Below are 16280 nucleotides of genomic sequence, written 5' to 3' on the forward strand. Positions count from 1 at the left end.
GTCGTCATTGCAAAAAACGCCGCAAGCAGGATCGCACCCCAATTCTTCTTGGGGGTTCGATTCCTGCCGGCGGCGTTGCCGGTGGCCCTTCTATGAGCCGATATTCTGGAGGACCGTCAGTGGCCCAATCAAAGTTACAAATGCACTCAGCGTGCCAACTGGATCCCGGGTGTCATGAAGGGTACTTTCTTCATTATCTGTCGAAGCTTATGCGTTTGCCACATTTCCATGCCGACGAGATTAGATGCGGTGTTTTGGCTATTTCTTGAGCTTGCCGTGCGTAAATATTGTGCAGTGCGCGCGACAACAGCACTCTACGAATGAGGTGCGACCCGCGCGGTTTTGACACCGAAGGGTAGGCTTTCGAGATAGGAGTCGAGCTTGTCAGGATCGAAGGCGCGGCCATCAAAGAAGCCGTCCGGCCCGAGCCGAAGCGTGCCGCCCGAGGCGCTCACGTGAGTTTCACTGAGCAGCGCGCCTTCGACCTTTGAACTGCCGCCCGGCAAGACAACGCCAAGCGGACCGAGGGCCTCCCGGTAGATATCTGGCCGGTAGGTGCGCCGCGCCGCGTCGAGCGCCGTTGCGGACAAGGGGACCTGACCCCAATGCACCATCTGGCTGAAGAACCACAGCGCATGGCTGATCCAGGGGAAAGTCGCTGCCTTGCGTTCAAAAGACAGGAAGTCCTGTATACCCTGCGGCGCTGCGGATCCAAGACTGATCCGATTTGATAAACCCGGCAGAAGCAATTCGACCGGCAGATCAAGATACTTTGGTTGCGACAGAAGGCGTGCCAGCTCGGTGTGGTTTTCGAAATTGTCGCACCAATTGGAGGCGTGATACATGGCCGCCAGGAGAGCTCTAACCGCATCTCGATTTCGTTCCGCCCAATCGGCACGCATGCCGACTACCTTCTCAGGACTTGAACGCCATATAGCGGCCTTGGTTGTCGCGATCTTTCCTGCGCCGGCCGCGACAGCAGCCGTGTTCCATGGTTCACCTACACAATAGCCGTCGATATGACCCGCGGCCAATGCGTCCGGCATGAAGGGCGGTGGAACGACTGCCAATGTCACATCATTTTCCGGATCGATTCCGCAAGCGCCAAGCCAATAACGCAATTCGTAGTTATGGCCCGAGAAGGGATGCACAATGGCGAGCGTCAGGCGTGACTGGCCCTTTGTACGACGGTTGGCAACAAGTGTCTTGAGAGCGGCGCCGACGCGCGCCGGATCGCCGTTATTTGGCGCACCGAGCTCTGCAAGTGCCTGCCACAGGGCATTTGACACAGTCACAGCATTGCCGCCAAGACCAAGCGCCATTGGCACGATCATGGGAACGGCGAGCGATGCCAATCCGATTGACGCGGCGATTGGCATCGGCGCCAGCATATGGGCGACGTCGAAATGCCCAATGGCGATCCGGTCACGGATATTCGCCCAGGATGTTTCGCGCACCAATTGGAGTGCCAAGCCCTGTTCTTCTGCGAAACCCTTTTCGGCGGCGACAATCAGGATCGCTGCATCAAGAAGCGGCATGAAGCCTGCACGCAAACTTACAATTCTCCCGTCCGTGGTCATGAAGAATTTCCCGAAAATATCTTGGCGGCGATGATGAGGCTTTGTGCAATCTCTGCGACGCGCTGGTTCTCATTCATTGCCATGGTGCGCATGAGGGCATAGGCCTCCTCCTCGGACAGCCCGCGGGCCGTCATCAAGATGCCTTTGGCTCGATCGATGACTTTGCGCTCTTCCAGCGCCTGCCTGGTTCTCTCCAGCTCATTTTTGAGCCGCGAAAAGGCGTTGAAGCGGCTGACGGCCATGTCGAGAATCGACTTCACTCGTTCTTTTTTCAGCCCATCGACGACATAGGCAGAAATCCCGGCATCGATGGCTGCTTCAGTCATCGCCTTGTCCGACCGATCGACGAACATGGCAATCGGGCGATGCACGGTGCGAGATACCTGAAGCAGATATTCCAGTGCATCGCGATTGGGATTCTCCAGATCGATGAAGATGACGTCCGGATTTATCCGGCTTACGAGTTCGAGGAGGCCGGTGATTTCCCGCACGAGGGTGACGGGCGAGCAACCGGCTTCGCGCAGGCCGGCCTCGATGATCGAAGCCCGGATATGGTTCTCGTCGATGACAAGGACAGAAAGGCTCAATGTCTCAAAATACCAATGGCGCGGTTGCAGGAATATTGTGCAATGCACAAATCGTGCCGAAGTTACGACTTTGCTGGTTGATCGGGCAGACATCGGACGATACTGCCTCCCGAATTGCCCACAGACCCGGACCCAGATAAATTTGGATCCAGGTTCGGCCTATGACTGGGTTTTAGAGGCTTTAATGATGTCGCAGCAGATTGTTGATGGTACCGCCGGCACTTCGGCGACGTTCGAGAGGGGGGGCGAGCTCGACCTTGTCCGGGCCGTGGATAGGGCGGTCCTGCGCAACACGCCTTTTGACCACATTCATATGGAGAATGTTTTTCCCGCAGATTTCTACCAGGAGATACTGGAGAAGCTTCCGGCCGCGGACAAGTATCACCCGCTATACCACCATGACGCGCTTCGGGCCGACGGCAGCAGCACGCGGATGCGCATGTACCTCTATCCCGAAAACCTCTGGCGCTTGCCGCGTTTACAGAGCTCGATTTGGCGCGAGATTGCCGCCGCACTATGCTCTCAGGAGCTTGAGAGCGCATTCAAGCGGAAATTCCGGACAGCCTTAGAAGATCGCTTCCAGCAAGAGGCGGAGAGCATCCCACTCTATCCCGTGCCGATTCTGGTGCGTGATCTCCCCGGCTATCGCATCGGCATTCACGCCGACGTGCTGAGCAAGGCGATTACAGTACAGTTCTATCTGCCGAGTGATACGTCGCAAGCGCATCTCGGAACGATCTTCCACTCTACCAATAAGAAGGACGAGGCTGACCAGCCACTTGCGATGCAATTTCTGCCTTCTAGCGGCTACGCCTTCGCCGTCCGTCGGAAGGAAAGCTGGCACAGCGCGCCAACGACGACGGAGGCAGATGGCGAACGGCGGTCGATCATGCTGACCTACTATGTGGACGGGGACCTGAAAGCGAAGCTTCGTTGGCGGCGGCAGCGGGCGAAGATCTTCTTTGGCAAATACCCGAGGGTTTGAAGGAGGGCGCGCTCAGGCGTGGAGAGGTCGCCCGCCCTCAAGATAGAAACACTCAGGACTGGTTTCGAGCAGCCACGAAACTTTCGCGCATGGGGGTGAAGGTGACGCAAGCTGGCCGGCGCTGACAATTAGGACCACCTCAAGACGGTTCGGTGGCAAGAAAGTTTCTCGGCAACGCTATGAAAGCGCGTGGAAAAGGCGATTTTTGGTGGCGACTTTCCTGAGTCGGCAAGGCAATCTGGCTTGCAGCGATCCGGCAAATGGAGTACTTCACGCTGCCGTCCGAGATGATTTCTCAGGCGGAAATACGTTCTCAGGGCGGGGTGTAATTCCCCACCGGCGGTGATTGCATGAGAGTGCATAAGCCCGCGAGCGCTCATCGGACCGTTGCTTCGGCATCATCTGATGAGGTCAGCAGATCCGGTGCGACTCCGGGGCCGACGGTCATAGTCCGGATGAAAGAGAACGGGATATCGCCAACATGATCAGGCATGACCCGGTTATGGATAAGCCCGTTGCCCTGATTCCCAGGTCCTATGGTCGAGGAACCAAGATGAATCAGAGCCTTCGAACTGCCAATCCTACTAAAGAAAATGCGACACGCGCTGACGTCGATCGTGTCGCCTTTATTCAATCTTCCTGGCATGCGGATATTGTCGATCGCTGCCGTGACTCATTCGCGACCCAACTCGGCAAGCTCGGCATCGATGCCGGCCGGGTGGATTTTTTCACTGTGCCGGGCGCATTTGAGATTCCGCTGCAGGCGAAACTACTCGCCAAGAGTGGACGATACAGCGCCATCGTCGGTGCCGGTTTCGTGGTGAATGGTGGCATCTACCGTCACGAATTCGTAGCGCAGGCGGTGATCAGCGGACTGATGCAGGTCCAGCTTGAGACCGAAGTGCCGGTCCTGTCGGCCGTGCTCACACCGCATCATTTTCATGAGCATGGCGAGCATCAGAAATTCTATTTCGATCATTTTGTCGTCAAAGGCATTGAAGTTGCCAATGCCTGCGCTCAGACCTTGAGTAATGTCCAGCAACTCAAACAGGTAGCGGCATAGCCTGCGGCGCTGTAGGCACCCGACGCTGGTCGTTCCGGCGTCGGGCCGCCATAGGTCACGACATGATCAGGCCGCCATCGACATTGACGGTCTGGCCGGTGATGTAGGATGCATCTTCAGACGCCAGAAAGGCAACGAGCCCTGCCACATCCTCGCCATTCCCGGCTCGGCCCATGGGAATGCCGCGGACCCATTCGGCCATCAATTCGCCGGGGGCATAGCTCCCCAAAAGCTTGCCCCAAGCTGCATCATTATAGGCCCACATGTCGGTCTCGATGATGCCCGGGCAGAAGGCGTTGACGGTGATGCCTTCCTTTGCCACTTCCTTCGCCAGTGACTGCGTGATGCCGATAACACCGAATTTCGACGCAGCATAATGCGGCGTGTAGATGAAGCCTTGCCTAGCCTGGCCTGACGCGGTGCTGATCAACCGCCCACCTCGGCCATGCTTGCGCATGCGGGCGATGGCTTCCTGACAACACAGAAACACACCCTTGGTGTTGACGTCCATCACCTTGTCCCATTCGATCTCGGTCATCGCCTCAATCTTGGCAATGGTGATGACACCAGCATTCTGCACCGAAATGTCGACCTGATTGAAAGCGGTCTCGGCGGCGTCATAAAGAGCGATCACGCTGGCTTTGTCGGTCACGTCGGCCAGCACAGAGATAGCCTTGCCGCCTTTGGCTCGGATGGACGCTGCGATCGCCTCAGCCTGCGGTTCATTGGCGGATACCACCACTGCCGCGCCTTCGGCCGCAAAGCGATGAGCGATGGCAGCGCCAATGCCGCGGCTGGCACCGGTGATAACGGCGGTCTTTCCTGCGAAACGGGGCATATTTCCTCCTGGCAGATATTGCTATTGGCCGGCCGGCGCAGCGACCAGCTTTTCGGCGGTGAACTTGTCGGTGATCAGCACGTCAAGAAATCCACCGAGCATGGCGCTGCGGATCGCGGCGACCTTACGTGCGCCGCCGGCCACGCCGACGACGCGTGGTACGGCGCGGAGTTCATCAAGAGACATGCCGATGACGCGCTCGTCCAGCGGCCCACCAACCGGGTTGCCGCTGGCATCAAAGAAGCGCAAGCAGACATCGCCGATCGCGCCGCGCGCTTCCAGGTCATGCAATTCTTCATTGGTGAAGGTGTTGCCCGAATTGGCCAGCATTACCGAAGGTTGGGACGCGCCAATCCCGACGAGAGCCATCGTGACCCGGCGGAACTGATCGGTGGTGGCCCGGACATAGGAATCACCCAGCATCACCAGCCGTGCTGCCGACGAACCTGCGACACCTTGTGCGGGCAGCAGCATGGGATCGGCGCCGGTGAGCGCTGCCAATCGAGTGGTCAGCTGGGTGGCATGGCTCTGCACTGACGGATTACCGATACCGCCGAGAATCTGCACCACGCGTTCAGCCTTGATCCGTTTGAGCGGGTGGATGGCGTCGACCATACGCAGCAGCGATGTGCTCCAAGAGGAAATCCCGATCACTTCGCCGTCCGTTACCGTGGTTTCAAAATAGTGCCCCGCTGCAGCCCCGATGGCACTCAAGATCGCCCCTTCGCGATCCTCGAAACATTCGGCCACGATGACCTCGCTGACGGCAAACCGGCTGCGCAGGTCCGCTTCCAGTTCCGGGAAGGTGCCGCGCGGGGCGTTGATGGTGATCCGCACGATGCCTTCGCCCTGCGCTTTGCCAATCAGCCGGGAGATGGTTGCCTGAGAGATGTGGAGCATGGACGCGATCTGCGCCTGCTTGAGTCCATCACCATAATAAAGCTGGGCGACGCGGGCGATCAGGCGCAGTTCATGGACACGGCTCATGTGAATTGCATTCCGGTACGGGTCATTTTGAGGGAAACGACTTCAGACAATTCAGTACTTTGCATAATTATTCGAATTTGAATTGCTCTTGTAGCGCATAAACCGGGCCGTAACCTCGTCCATCGCATTTGCTGTGTGCTGCATTGCAGCATGATCAGAAAGCAATAATCCAGATCAGAATCCACCCTTGACGGAAGTCTGATTGTAACTTTAACATGCAAATTAATCCAGTAGTGAATAATTATTCTAATGGAAATTCACCAGTGAAAGACACCCTATCTACCCACCCGTTTCCGCCAGCACCAAAACCGGGAGAGTTGGCCATACTGCCGCCGGCCGAGCGAGCCGAGCGGTTGCGGGTGTTGTCGCAGGCCTTGCGCAGGTCTGTGGTGCAGATGATCGGCGCTGCGCGGGCGGGCCATATCGGTGGTGACCTGTCGGTGACTGACATTCTCGCTACGCTCTATTTTGCCGTGCTGGATGTGGATCCCGTTTCGCCGCTCAGCCCGTTGCGAGACCGGTTCATCCTGTCCAAGGGCCATTGCGCTGCGGCCCTTTACTCCGCCCTTGCCATGAGCGGCTTCATCGAGCCGGCGCTTTTGGCGAGCTTCATGCAGCCGCTGTCGATCTTGAACGGCCATCCCAACCGCCGCAAGGTCGCGGGTGTCGAGGCCAATACCGGACCTCTCGGCCATGGCCTGCCGATCGCAGTGGGCAGCGCTATCGCCGCGCGCTTGTCTGGCACGGGATGGCGCACCTTCGTGGTGCTGGGTGACGGCGAGTTGCAGGAAGGCTCAAACTGGGAAGCTGCGATGGCGGCTGGCCACCGCGGACTCGACAGCTTGACGGCGATTGTTGACCGCAACCGCTTGCAGCAGGGTGCCCGCACCGAGAGTACCAATCGGCTAGATCCATTGGGCGACAAATGGGCATCCTTTGGCTGGGAGGTCGCTGAGATTGACGGCCACGACCACGATACCTTGTTCAACGTATTCACCAGGCCTCGCAAAGGAAAACCGCTTTGCGTGATCGCTAACACGATCAAGGGCAAGGGTGTGTCCTTTATCGAGGACCGCGTTGAGTGGCATCACAAGGTTCCGTCCCCCGAACAAGTTGTCCTTGCGCTTGAGGAGTTGGCTCGATGATTGCCGAAACCATCAGTGCGGCGACCTTCGACTGCCGTCAGGCATTTGCCGAGACGCTGATTGAGCTGGCTCGCCAGGACTCCCGTATCGTTGCCGTCTGTAACGATTCCGTTGGCTCGTCCAACCTGATCGCCTTCCAGAAGGAATTCCCTGACCGACTAATCAATGTCGGCATCGCCGAGCAGAATATGGTCGGCGTCGCGGCCGGGCTTGCCAACGGTGGCTTCGTGCCCTTTGTCTGCTGCGCGGCACCTTTCCTGACGGGTCGCGCACTTGAGCAGATCAAAGCCGACGTAGCCTATAACGGTTATCATGTCGTGCTATGCGGCATGAGTCCCGGGCTCGCCTATGGTGAATTGGGGCCAACTCATCATTCTATCGAAGATCTGAGTTGGCTCCGTGCCATCACAGACTTAGCCATTGTCATGCCGGCCGATCCTGAGCAGACCCGAGCCGCCGTGCAATGGGCGGTTGCCTATGGCAAGCCAGCTTTCATGCGTGTCGGTCGTACCAAGGTACCCTCCGTCAGTGCTGGCCAGACTGAGGCGTTCATCTTCGGTAAAGCCAATATGTTGCGGGATGGCGGCGACCTCACCGTGATAGCTACCGGCGGCATGGTCGGGCGAGCACTCGAGGCCGCCGATGATCTTGCCAAAGATGGAATTCATGCCCGGGTGCTCAACATGGCAACCATCCATCCGCTTGATGAGGCTGCCGTGGTCGCGGCGGCGCGCGAAACCGGTGCCATCGTCACAGTAGAAGAGGCCGTGGTGCAGGGTGGCCTTGGTGCCGCTATTTCCGGCATCGTCGTGCAGAATGTTCCAGTACCGATGCGCATCCTAGGTATTGCCGGCTTTGCGCCAACCGGTAGTGCAGAGTTCCTGCTTGATCATTTTGGCCTCAACCGGGCCGGCATCGCCGCTGCTGCCCGCGCCTTGAAGGGCGCCTGATATGACTGGCCCGCTCCTGCTTGCCATTGACCAGGGCACCAGCTCCACCAAATGTCTTGTCGTCGACAAGAACGGAGCGGTCGTGGCGCGCGGCCAGGCGTCGGTTGGATTGGCGACACCCCAGCCAGGCTGGGTCGAGCAGGACGGTCTTGCCATCTGGGCCAGCGTTCAACAGGCGGTCGCCAGCACTGTGACGGCGGATCTGGCACCGCATGTGATCGGTATCGGTCTTAGCACGCAGCGCGAATCCTGCATCATCTGGGATACACGGAGCGGTGCACCGCTCACGCCTGTCCTGTCTTGGCAGGATCAGCGCACCGAAGACCTGTGTGCCCGTCTGCGCGCGGCGGGCCATGGCCCGATGGTGCGCGCACGCAGCGGCCTGCCGCTTGATCCGATGTTTTCGGCGGCCAAGATCGCCTGGCTGTTGGACCGGATCGATCCGGACCGCAGCCGTGCGGCGGAGGGCGAGATCAGGGTCGGCACGATCGACTCCTTTCTGCTGTCTCGCTTCGGCGGACCGCATGTCGTGGAGGCGGGCAACGCCTCTCGGACGCAGCTTATGAATGTGGTCCGCGGCGCTTTTGACCAGGATCTGCTCGATCTCTTCCGTATTCCGCAGGCTTGCTTGCCGCAGATTGTCCCGTCAATTGGGCCCTTTCATGCAGCGTGCGATCTCGCGCCGCTGCCCGACGGGGTGCCGATCCTGGCGGCGCTGGCCGATTCCCATGCGGCGCTCTTTGCCCACGGCGCTTTTGCGCCGGGGCCAATCAAGGCTACTCATGGCACCGGGTCGTCGGTCATGGGCTTGTTGGACCGGGCCACAACGCAGGATGGATCAAGCCTGCATCCAGGGCTCTGCGTCACGCTTGCTTGGTGGATCGATCGCCCCTGCCTTGCGTTTGAAGGCAATATCCGCTCGGCAGGATCAACACTGATTTGGGCTGCCGATCTTCTCGGTATCAGCCTCGATGAACTGGCACAGTTGGCGGCCACGGTCGAAGATGCCGGCAACGTGCATTTGGTACCCGGATTCAACGGTCTTGGTGCCCCTTGGTGGGATGCGGAGGCGATCGCGACCCTGTCAGGCTTCACGCTTGGTTCCGGCCGTGCACCGGTAGCACGAGCAGCACTCGATTCCATTGCCCATCAAATCGCAGATCTCGTCGAGGCTGTGCGTGCCAGCGGCGTCACCGTTGATCGGCTGCATGTCGACGGTGGGCCAACGCGCAACAACCAGTTGATGCAATTTGAAGCTGACGTGATCGGCCTTCCAGTATGTCGCGCGGAGACACCAGAACTGTCGGCTCTTGGTGTCGCGCATCTCGCGGGGCATGCCGCTGGCCTGTTCAGTTTTGAGCAGCTGGCAGGTCTGGCGCGCGATGGCACGACCTTTCGACCGGTCTTGCCGCGTGCGGCGCGCGAGCAGTGCAGGAGTGCTTGGAAGCTGGCTGTCGGTCGGTCGCTTGCACCGGACAACTTGCGATGACCGGCAAAGAACAAAAGCGGGACCACCCGCAGGATCGTGGAGGACATATGGCAATGGCGTCGGGCGAGGTCTTACCGGCAAAGGCATCAGGGCGGTTTAGGTTCCGTCTTGGGAGCGGCGCGACAGGGCCGTTCCTTGGCCTCATTGTCATGTGCATCTTCCTGTCGCTGGCCACGGACACATTTCTCAGCGCTCGGAATTTCCTCAACGTCATGGACCAGATCACCGTGATTGGCGTGATGGCCATCGGTATGACCTTTGTCATCCTCATCGGTGGCATCGATCTGTCGGTCGGTTCGGTTCTGGCCCTGTCGGCTATGGTCATGGGCTATCTGGGCAATGAACTGGGGTTGCCGTTCGGCGTCGCCATTGTCATTGCACTGATCATTTCTGGCCTGTGCGGCACCGTTGCCGGGGTCATGATCACGCGTCTGAACATGCCGCCCTTTATTGCCACGCTGGCCATGATGTCGATCACGCGCGGCATTGCCTCGATCATCACCGACGGCGAACAGATCGTTGGCTTTCCTGGCTGGTTTTCGGATCTTGCCATCATTCGTCATGGTGGCGTGATTAGCGCCACGGTGGCCGTGATGCTGGTTCTGACGGTCGTCGCTTGGGTATTCTTGAAATTCCGGCCGACCGGCAGAGCTCTCTACGCCATCGGTGGTTCGAAAGAAGTGGCCCGGCTGGCTGGCGTACGCGTCGAGGCAGCGACCATCTGGGTCTACACCGTCTGTGCACTGCTAGCTGGTCTTGCTGGTGTCATTCTGTCGGCGCGCCTTGACTCGGCGCAGCCTTCATCCGGCTTGGGCTATGAGCTCGATACTATTGCTGCGGTGGTGATTGGCGGCGCCAGCCTGTCGGGTGGCGTGGGCGGCATCGCTGGCACAGCCGTCGGCGTGCTGATCATTGGCTTCCTGCGCAATGGACTCAATCTTCTGCACGTCTCGCCTTTTGTTCAACAGGTCATCATCGGCTTGGTTATTGCCCTGGCGGTCGCCGGCGATTCCATCCGCGCGCGCAAGCGCTGACACGAGATCCGGGCGCGGGCCGGCTACGGCACGCTCCCCAAATATTTCGCTCCTGACATGGGCGAAAACTGGTCCGCAAGGACACGCTTGAAGCCGGGAAGAAGCCCGGCCTGGCGGAGGCTTTAACTAACTGGAGGAAACGAAAATGCTTTCACGTCGCTTAGCACTCTTTGCAGCCGCCGCCACATTGGCACTTGTTGGGGCGACTGATATGGCCTCTGCCAAGGAAGCCAAGAAAATTGGCCTGGCCGTCGCCAACCTGCAGGCCAACTTTTTCAATCAGATAAAACAGTCCGTCGAGGCCTATGGTGCCGAAAAAGGTCTGGAAGTGATCACCGTCGACGCCAAGGGGGATGCGGCCACTCAAGTCAGCCAGATCCAGGACTTGCTCGCGCAGAACATCGACGCGCTGATCTATATCCCCGCCGGCGCCACGGCTGCCGCCGTGCCGGTGAAGGCCGCCAAGGCTGCAGGCATCCCGGTCGTGAACATCGACCGCAACGCCGACGGTGCTCCTGGCGACACCTTTATCGCCACTGATTCAGTCACCTCGGCCAAAACCGTGTGCGACTATATCCTCAAGCAGGCAGGCGGCACCGGCAACATGGTCATCATCCATGGGCAGAAAGGTACCACGCCGGAAATCGACCGCTCCAATGGCTGTGGCCAATCGCTTGCCGCCAACCCAGGCGTCAAGCTGGTCAACGAGCAATGGAGTCAAATGTGGTCGCAAGACGAAGGCTTCAAGATCGCGCAGGACATGCTGCAGGCTGATCCGTCGATCTCCATCATCTTCGCCCAGGCTGATGGCCTCGCCCTTGGTGCGGCCCAGGCCGTCAAGGTTGCCAATCTCGACCATAAGGTCTGGGTGGCCGGTTTTGATGGTGACACTGCCGCCCTCGAGGCGTTGAAGGACGGTGTCTTCGACGTGACCGCCACTCAGCAGACCCAGAAGATGGGACGCCTGGGTGTTGACGCGGCGCTTGCGCTGGTTGCTGGTGAAAAGGTGCCGGCCATGCAGTTGCAGGATGCCACGCTGACCACCAAAGAAAATGTCGGACCGTTTATCGCCAACCACCCCTGAGTATCGAGCCTGGCCTTCCGATCTCCCAGGAAGGCTCCCTGCCGCAGCGGCGCCTATCTACGCGGCGCCGCTGCGCCCTTTCTTTTGCTGGGCACGCCCATGACACAGTCTGCTTCCCCTCCGACGCCTGAATCCATCCTTGAGCTGCGGGGCGTTGGCAAATCCTTTGGGCCGGTGACGGTGCTCAGTGGTGTCGATCTGGATGTAAGGCATGGAGAAGTGCAGGCCCTGATCGGCGAGAACGGCGCCGGGAAGTCCACACTCTCGGCCATTGTTGCCGGTCTCGTTCGACCCAGTACCGGCAGCATGCGTTGGCTGGGCCACACCTATGCCCCCACCTCGCCAGCCGACGCGCTGTCAGCCGGGATCGGCCTGATTCATCAGGAAATGCGGTTGCTTCCGGATCTGTCGATTGCCGAGAATGTGTTTGTCGGACGCCTCCCGATGCGAGGTGGAAGGGTCGATCGAACCGCCATGAACGCGCGGGCCGCCGAACAGCTGCATCGCCTCGGTTTGGATGTCGCCCCTACCACGCTGGTACGTGACCTGCGGATCGCGGCTCAGCAGCAGGTAGAGATCGCCAAGGCTTTGACCCTCAACGCCCGCCTGCTCATTTTCGACGAACCGACGGCAGCACTTGGCGCCGAAGAAACGGACCGTTTGTTTGATCAGATCGCCCAGTTAAAAGCTGACGGTGTCTCGTTTGTCTATATCAGTCATCGCATGGATGAGATCGCCCGTATCGCCGATCGAATTGCTGTCTTGCGCGACGGCCAGCTGGTGGCCGCCCATGAAACGGCGCAGATTCCGGTCAAACGGCTGGTTGAGGACATGGTCGGCCGACCACTCGACCGGATGTTCCCGCCTATCGAGGAGGTCGGAGGCGACACATTGATCGACGTCGAGGGACTGAGCGCGCCTGACGGCAGCTTTGCGGATGTCAGCTTTTCGGTGCGGTCGGGCGAAGTGTTCGGCATCGCCGGCATCATTGGCGCAGGTCGCACCGAATTGGTTCGGGCGATTGCCGGCGCCGATCGGCGGGCCGCCGGGCAGGTACGTATGCAGGGGAGGGCGATTGAGCCAGGCAGCCCCCGCGATGCTCTCAATGCTGGGATCGTGTTGGTGCCCGAAGATCGCAAGGCACAGGGCCTCGTACTGCCGCATACCATTGCCGATAACATCGCCTTGGGCAACTACGCCTCGATTGCTCCAAAAGGTTGGGTACTGCCACGGATCGTCGACCGATTTGCCTGCGAAGCCATCGCCAGGTTCGGCGTCAAGGGTCGGGCTGGGCAGCGGGCCGACGAGCTGTCGGGTGGAAACCAGCAGAAGGTTGTCATTGCCAAGTGCATTTCGCGCGGCCCGCGGGTGGTGATCCTCGACGAGCCAACCCGTGGCATTGATGTTGGCGCGCGCGCCGCAATCTATGAAGTGATCGCCGAGCTGGCACATGCAGGCATGGCCGTCATCGTCGTCAGCTCGGATCTCGACGAGGTTCTCGGCCTGTCTCATCGGATCATGGTGCTGAACCGGGGCCGCAATCGCGGTATTCTCTCTCATCATGAGGCTTCCCGCGTGACGGTGATGGAACTGGCGACCACCTGAACCAAGTCAAATGTTGTGAGAGCGCCCGCCCGACCTATATCAGGTGGCGTGGCGGGTATTCAGAAATCTGGGAGTGGTGTGATGCAAATGTTCAGCCTGGCCGGAGAGGTCGCTTTTGTCACCGGTGCCGGCAGCGGTATTGGCCAGCGCATCGCCGTTGGCCTCGCTGAAGCGGGTGCGGACGTCGCTCTATTTGATCTGACGGCCAGCAAGGGTATCGGCGACACGGCCGCTGCCATCGAAAAACTGGGCCGGCGCGCGCTGATTACCAGTGGCAATGTCACCAACGCGGATGCGCTGTCTGAAGCCTGCGCCCGCACGGAAGCCGAACTAGGCAGCCTGACGGTTGCAGTCAACAGTGCTGGTATCGCCAATGCCATTGCGGCCGAAGACATGCCGCTTTCTCAGTGGCAAACCATGATGGATGTGAATTTGACGGGAATATTCCTGTCCTGCCAGGCTGAGGCGCGTATCATGCTGAAGGCCGGCCGCGGCTCGATCGTCAACATCGCCTCCATGTCTGGCTCGATCGTCAACCGCGGCTTGCTGCAGGCGCATTACAACACGTCAAAGGCCGGCGTGGTGCATCTGACCAAGAGCCTGGCTATGGAATGGGTCGGCAAGGGTATTCGCGTTAACGCCATCAGCCCAGGCTATACGTTGACGCCGATGAACCTTCGACCCGAAGTCGCCGAACAGCGTAAAATTTTCGAACGTGAAACCCCGATGCAGCGCATGGCCACTGTCGACGAAATGGCGGGTCCGGCCTTGTTCCTGTCAAGCCGAGCTGCGTCTTTCGTGACCGGTGTCGACCTGCTGGTCGATGGCGGCTTTGAATGTTGGTGACCGACCGCAACCACGTTCCGGCGCTGAGCCGAAGTGCGGGCACGCACATCAAATCGAGCGGAGTAGGGCGGGATTTTCTTCGAATCCTATGCGCCGCCCACACTGGGGGCCCACTGGCACTTCCAATAGAATTTGCACAACATTGAATCACGTGTTGTATTCCTCGCATCCCGTGCCGAACGATCTTCGGTCCTCCAGCTGGACGACGTTAGGTGGGCGACGAGGTTTGCATGTCGAAAAAACTCACCGAACGCATCAGAAGTCTGGGCCATATCGCGAACCTGATTAACGCGGGCCACGCCCTGAATGAGGTGCTCAATCTTATCGTGACGGCCGTCTGTCAGCGGTCATCCTGGTCCAGCAGCGCCATCATGGCAGCGGACGAAGATGTAGGCTTGTCGGTCCTGGTGGCACGCTTCGATCCACTGTTCGACGTGGCGCGCGGCACTGTCGACAAGTGGACTCTTTCCACCAGCCCGATCCGGACCGTATTGTCCGAGCGCCGGCCAATCATCATAGAAGATGCTCAGCAGAACGCAGACTTCCCTGGATATCGAAAGGAGGCGGTCGAGCGCGACTATCATACCGTCGTTCTGCTCCCCTTCAGCACGATTGATGAGTTGGATCGAGGCCTGGTGCTCTCTGTTCATGCACACGAACAACGCGATGTTGATGAGGAGGAGATGGCTTTCCTCGAGACCGTGGCGTTGCTGGGGTCGCTGGCCGTTGAAAAAGCGCGCCGGACCAGTCTTGACGAGGCACAGAAGGCACAGTTGCGCACAGCACTCGACATATCGCAGATCGCGATGGACCACGTATTGTCGACGGAGGACGTTGAGGGAATCCTGGAGCTGGCGGCGCAGCACCTGACGACACCCTTTTTGCTGGTCGACTTTGTCACCAACCGCCTTCACTTCGGCGGAGGAGCCAAACTGCCAGCCACGGCAAACAGACAAGAACTGATGCGGGGCCTGAGAGATCGCCTGCGGCAGGCGGAGGGGCGGCAGTTCGACATGGTCGAAGACATTCCATTTAGCGCTGCCGCATCTGCCGCGCGGCAATCGATGATCGTCGAACCCTGCATTGCCGCCGGCAGCGTGTTGGGCGGGCTGGCTCTTTTCTCAGATCGGTCGCTTGGCGCGGCGGCAGCATTGACAGCGCAGCAGCTCCGTGCAGCTTTGACCGTGCTGCTCCTGCGTCGGCATATCCGTTTCGAGGTCGAAGCGGAGACGCATGGCGCCTTCTTTGCACGCTTGTTCTCGGCCGATTGGCAAGATCATGCAGCGATCCTGGCCCGTGCCCACCATCTGGGTCTGGCTCTGGATGAGCCCGGGCGTCTCGCCGCGATCAGTTTGCGCGGTGCTGGTGACATTGCCGCGGATGTCGAGCATGCCGTCGTGCGGGAATTGCGGCGCGTGCTGCCCGGTGGCAGCGCCTTTCGCGACGGTGATGCCATTATCATATTCGTGCCGGAGCCAAAGGCCAAAGGCACCGTTGCACGGCAGACCCTTGAACAGTTGCTGCGCGAGGTCGAATGGCTGACACGGGCAGCACCGGTCGCCTGCCTGGGCCAGCCCTGCCGCCGATTGGAAGATTATCCCCCAGCGCGTCGCCAGTTGGGCACGCTCCTCTCGCTTGCGGAGAAGGTCGGCCATACCGGAATTACGGAGACGGCCGATTTCGGACCGCTGGCGCGGCTCGTCGCTTTGACGGATGCCGAGGGGCTGCGCGACTTTGTGACGGAGGTCGTGGGCCGCATCGAGCAATACGACACGCTCCGTGGCGGCGAGTTTCTGCTCACGCTGGAACAATATTTGGCACATCGCACTCGGCTGCAGGCGACAGCCGAGGCGCTTGGTATTCATGTAACGACGTTGCGCTACCGTTTGCAGCGCATATCCGAGCTTTTCGCGCTGGATCTTGAGGAGCAGGAGACCCGTCTCGGCCTCGAACTGGCGCTCCGCGTGCGGCGCCTGCTGGGCAGCAGTTAGGCGCGAGACCTCCTGTGTTTCATAGTACATAATATTGTCGAATTCCTATAGATCATAGGAAGACCATTCTCATCCACGCCCGCAATCTCCGTCAAA

14 protein-coding genes and 1 riboswitch are annotated in these 16280 nt (G+C 59.6%); of the genes, 10 read left to right on the forward strand and 4 right to left on the reverse strand.

Features of this window, described 5'->3' with window-relative positions:
- Positions 1 to 314 precede the first annotated feature (314 nt).
- Together AC1DWZ_RS00705 and AC1DWZ_RS00710 are read right to left on the reverse strand one after the other, a co-directional pair.
- The gene (locus tag AC1DWZ_RS00705) at positions 315 to 1580 is read right to left on the reverse strand and encodes a CmpA/NrtA family ABC transporter substrate-binding protein (RefSeq protein WP_477166937.1); all 1266 of its coding nucleotides are present in this window, start codon (positions 1578 to 1580) and stop codon (positions 315 to 317) included.
- The gene (locus AC1DWZ_RS00710; protein WP_477167733.1) at positions 1577 to 2215 is read right to left on the reverse strand and encodes an ANTAR domain-containing response regulator; all 639 of its coding nucleotides are present in this window, start codon (positions 2213 to 2215) and stop codon (positions 1577 to 1579) included. Before AC1DWZ_RS00710 ends, AC1DWZ_RS00705 begins: the two co-directional genes overlap by 4 nt.
- Before the next feature lie 136 nt (positions 2216 to 2351).
- Between AC1DWZ_RS00710 and AC1DWZ_RS00715 the strand changes: the two genes are divergently transcribed.
- Positions 2352 to 3152 carry a hypothetical protein gene (locus tag AC1DWZ_RS00715; protein WP_477166938.1) on the forward strand — a complete coding sequence of 267 codons (801 nt, stop codon included), beginning with the start codon at positions 2352 to 2354 and terminating at the stop codon, positions 3150 to 3152.
- Positions 3153 to 3457: 305 nt separating this feature from the next.
- A riboswitch (FMN riboswitch) is annotated at positions 3458 to 3623 on the forward strand.
- A 10-nt stretch (positions 3624 to 3633) separates the two neighbouring features.
- Entirely contained in the window at positions 3634 to 4215 is a 582-nt protein-coding gene (locus AC1DWZ_RS00720; RefSeq protein ID WP_477166939.1) for a 6,7-dimethyl-8-ribityllumazine synthase, read from the forward strand.
- 55 nt (positions 4216 to 4270) lie between these two features.
- On the opposite strand, the gene AC1DWZ_RS00725 is transcribed toward AC1DWZ_RS00720, so the two are convergent.
- Positions 4271 to 5053 carry an SDR family oxidoreductase gene (locus AC1DWZ_RS00725; RefSeq protein ID WP_477166940.1) on the reverse strand — a complete coding sequence of 261 codons (783 nt, stop codon included), beginning with the start codon at positions 5051 to 5053 and terminating at the stop codon, positions 4271 to 4273.
- A 21-nt stretch (positions 5054 to 5074) separates the two neighbouring features.
- Positions 5075 to 6040: a sugar-binding transcriptional regulator gene (locus tag AC1DWZ_RS00730; protein WP_477166941.1), complete on the reverse strand. Its 966-nt coding sequence runs from the start codon at positions 6038 to 6040 to the stop codon at positions 5075 to 5077.
- 317 nt (positions 6041 to 6357) lie between these two features.
- Here AC1DWZ_RS00730 and AC1DWZ_RS00735 point away from each other — a divergent pair, with 317 nt between their 5' ends.
- From AC1DWZ_RS00735 to AC1DWZ_RS00770, 8 genes are all read left to right on the forward strand, one after another.
- Positions 6358 to 7185: a transketolase gene (locus AC1DWZ_RS00735; RefSeq protein ID WP_477166942.1), complete on the forward strand. Its 828-nt coding sequence runs from the start codon at positions 6358 to 6360 to the stop codon at positions 7183 to 7185.
- Positions 7182 to 8135, forward strand: a complete 954-nt coding sequence (locus tag AC1DWZ_RS00740; protein WP_477166943.1) for a transketolase family protein — start codon at positions 7182 to 7184, stop codon at positions 8133 to 8135. The genes AC1DWZ_RS00735 and AC1DWZ_RS00740 overlap by 4 nt, the downstream gene beginning before the upstream one ends.
- Before the next feature lies 1 nt (position 8136).
- Positions 8137 to 9624 (forward strand): FGGY family carbohydrate kinase, encoded by a 1488-nt coding sequence (locus AC1DWZ_RS00745; RefSeq protein WP_477166944.1) that lies wholly within the window; start codon positions 8137 to 8139, stop codon positions 9622 to 9624.
- A 47-nt stretch (positions 9625 to 9671) separates the two neighbouring features.
- On the forward strand, positions 9672 to 10658 hold the full coding sequence (locus AC1DWZ_RS00750; RefSeq protein WP_477166945.1) for an ABC transporter permease: 987 nt from the start codon (positions 9672 to 9674) through the stop codon (positions 10656 to 10658).
- 145 nt (positions 10659 to 10803) lie between these two features.
- A complete protein-coding gene (locus AC1DWZ_RS00755) occupies positions 10804 to 11742 on the forward strand; it encodes a substrate-binding domain-containing protein (RefSeq protein ID WP_477166946.1) in 939 nt (312 codons plus the stop codon).
- A 99-nt stretch (positions 11743 to 11841) separates the two neighbouring features.
- Positions 11842 to 13347: a sugar ABC transporter ATP-binding protein gene (locus AC1DWZ_RS00760; protein ID WP_477166947.1), complete on the forward strand. Its 1506-nt coding sequence runs from the start codon at positions 11842 to 11844 to the stop codon at positions 13345 to 13347.
- Between the two features lie 81 nt (positions 13348 to 13428).
- Positions 13429 to 14193, forward strand: a complete 765-nt coding sequence (locus AC1DWZ_RS00765) for an SDR family oxidoreductase (protein ID WP_477166948.1) — start codon at positions 13429 to 13431, stop codon at positions 14191 to 14193.
- Between the two features lie 230 nt (positions 14194 to 14423).
- Entirely contained in the window at positions 14424 to 16184 is a 1761-nt protein-coding gene (locus AC1DWZ_RS00770; protein WP_477166949.1) for a helix-turn-helix domain-containing protein, read from the forward strand.
- Positions 16185 to 16280 lie beyond the last annotated feature (96 nt).

This window comes from Dongia sp. P2_B8 (genome assembly GCF_056404715.1).

Excerpts from the sequence above, each read along its gene's own strand:
- AC1DWZ_RS00740 (WP_477166943.1), top strand. The coding sequence starts at position 7,182 with ATGATTGCCGAAACCATCAGTGCGGCGACCTTCGACTGCCGTCAGGCA.
- AC1DWZ_RS00715 (WP_477166938.1), top strand. The coding sequence starts at position 2,352 with ATGATGTCGCAGCAGATTGTTGATGGTACCGCCGGCACTTCGGCGACG.
- AC1DWZ_RS00745 (WP_477166944.1), top strand. The coding sequence starts at position 8,137 with ATGACTGGCCCGCTCCTGCTTGCCATTGACCAGGGCACCAGCTCCACC.
- AC1DWZ_RS00765 (WP_477166948.1), top strand. The coding sequence starts at position 13,429 with ATGCAAATGTTCAGCCTGGCCGGAGAGGTCGCTTTTGTCACCGGTGCC.
- AC1DWZ_RS00730 (WP_477166941.1), bottom strand. The coding sequence starts at position 6,040 with ATGAGCCGTGTCCATGAACTGCGCCTGATCGCCCGCGTCGCCCAGCTT.
- AC1DWZ_RS00760 (WP_477166947.1), top strand. The coding sequence starts at position 11,842 with ATGACACAGTCTGCTTCCCCTCCGACGCCTGAATCCATCCTTGAGCTG.
- AC1DWZ_RS00750 (WP_477166945.1), top strand. The coding sequence starts at position 9,672 with ATGGCAATGGCGTCGGGCGAGGTCTTACCGGCAAAGGCATCAGGGCGG.
- AC1DWZ_RS00755 (WP_477166946.1), top strand. The coding sequence starts at position 10,804 with ATGCTTTCACGTCGCTTAGCACTCTTTGCAGCCGCCGCCACATTGGCA.
- AC1DWZ_RS00770 (WP_477166949.1), top strand. The coding sequence starts at position 14,424 with ATGTCGAAAAAACTCACCGAACGCATCAGAAGTCTGGGCCATATCGCG.
- AC1DWZ_RS00720 (WP_477166939.1), top strand. The coding sequence starts at position 3,634 with ATGATCAGGCATGACCCGGTTATGGATAAGCCCGTTGCCCTGATTCCC.
- AC1DWZ_RS00705 (WP_477166937.1), bottom strand. The coding sequence starts at position 1,580 with ATGACCACGGACGGGAGAATTGTAAGTTTGCGTGCAGGCTTCATGCCG.
- AC1DWZ_RS00725 (WP_477166940.1), bottom strand. The coding sequence starts at position 5,053 with ATGCCCCGTTTCGCAGGAAAGACCGCCGTTATCACCGGTGCCAGCCGC.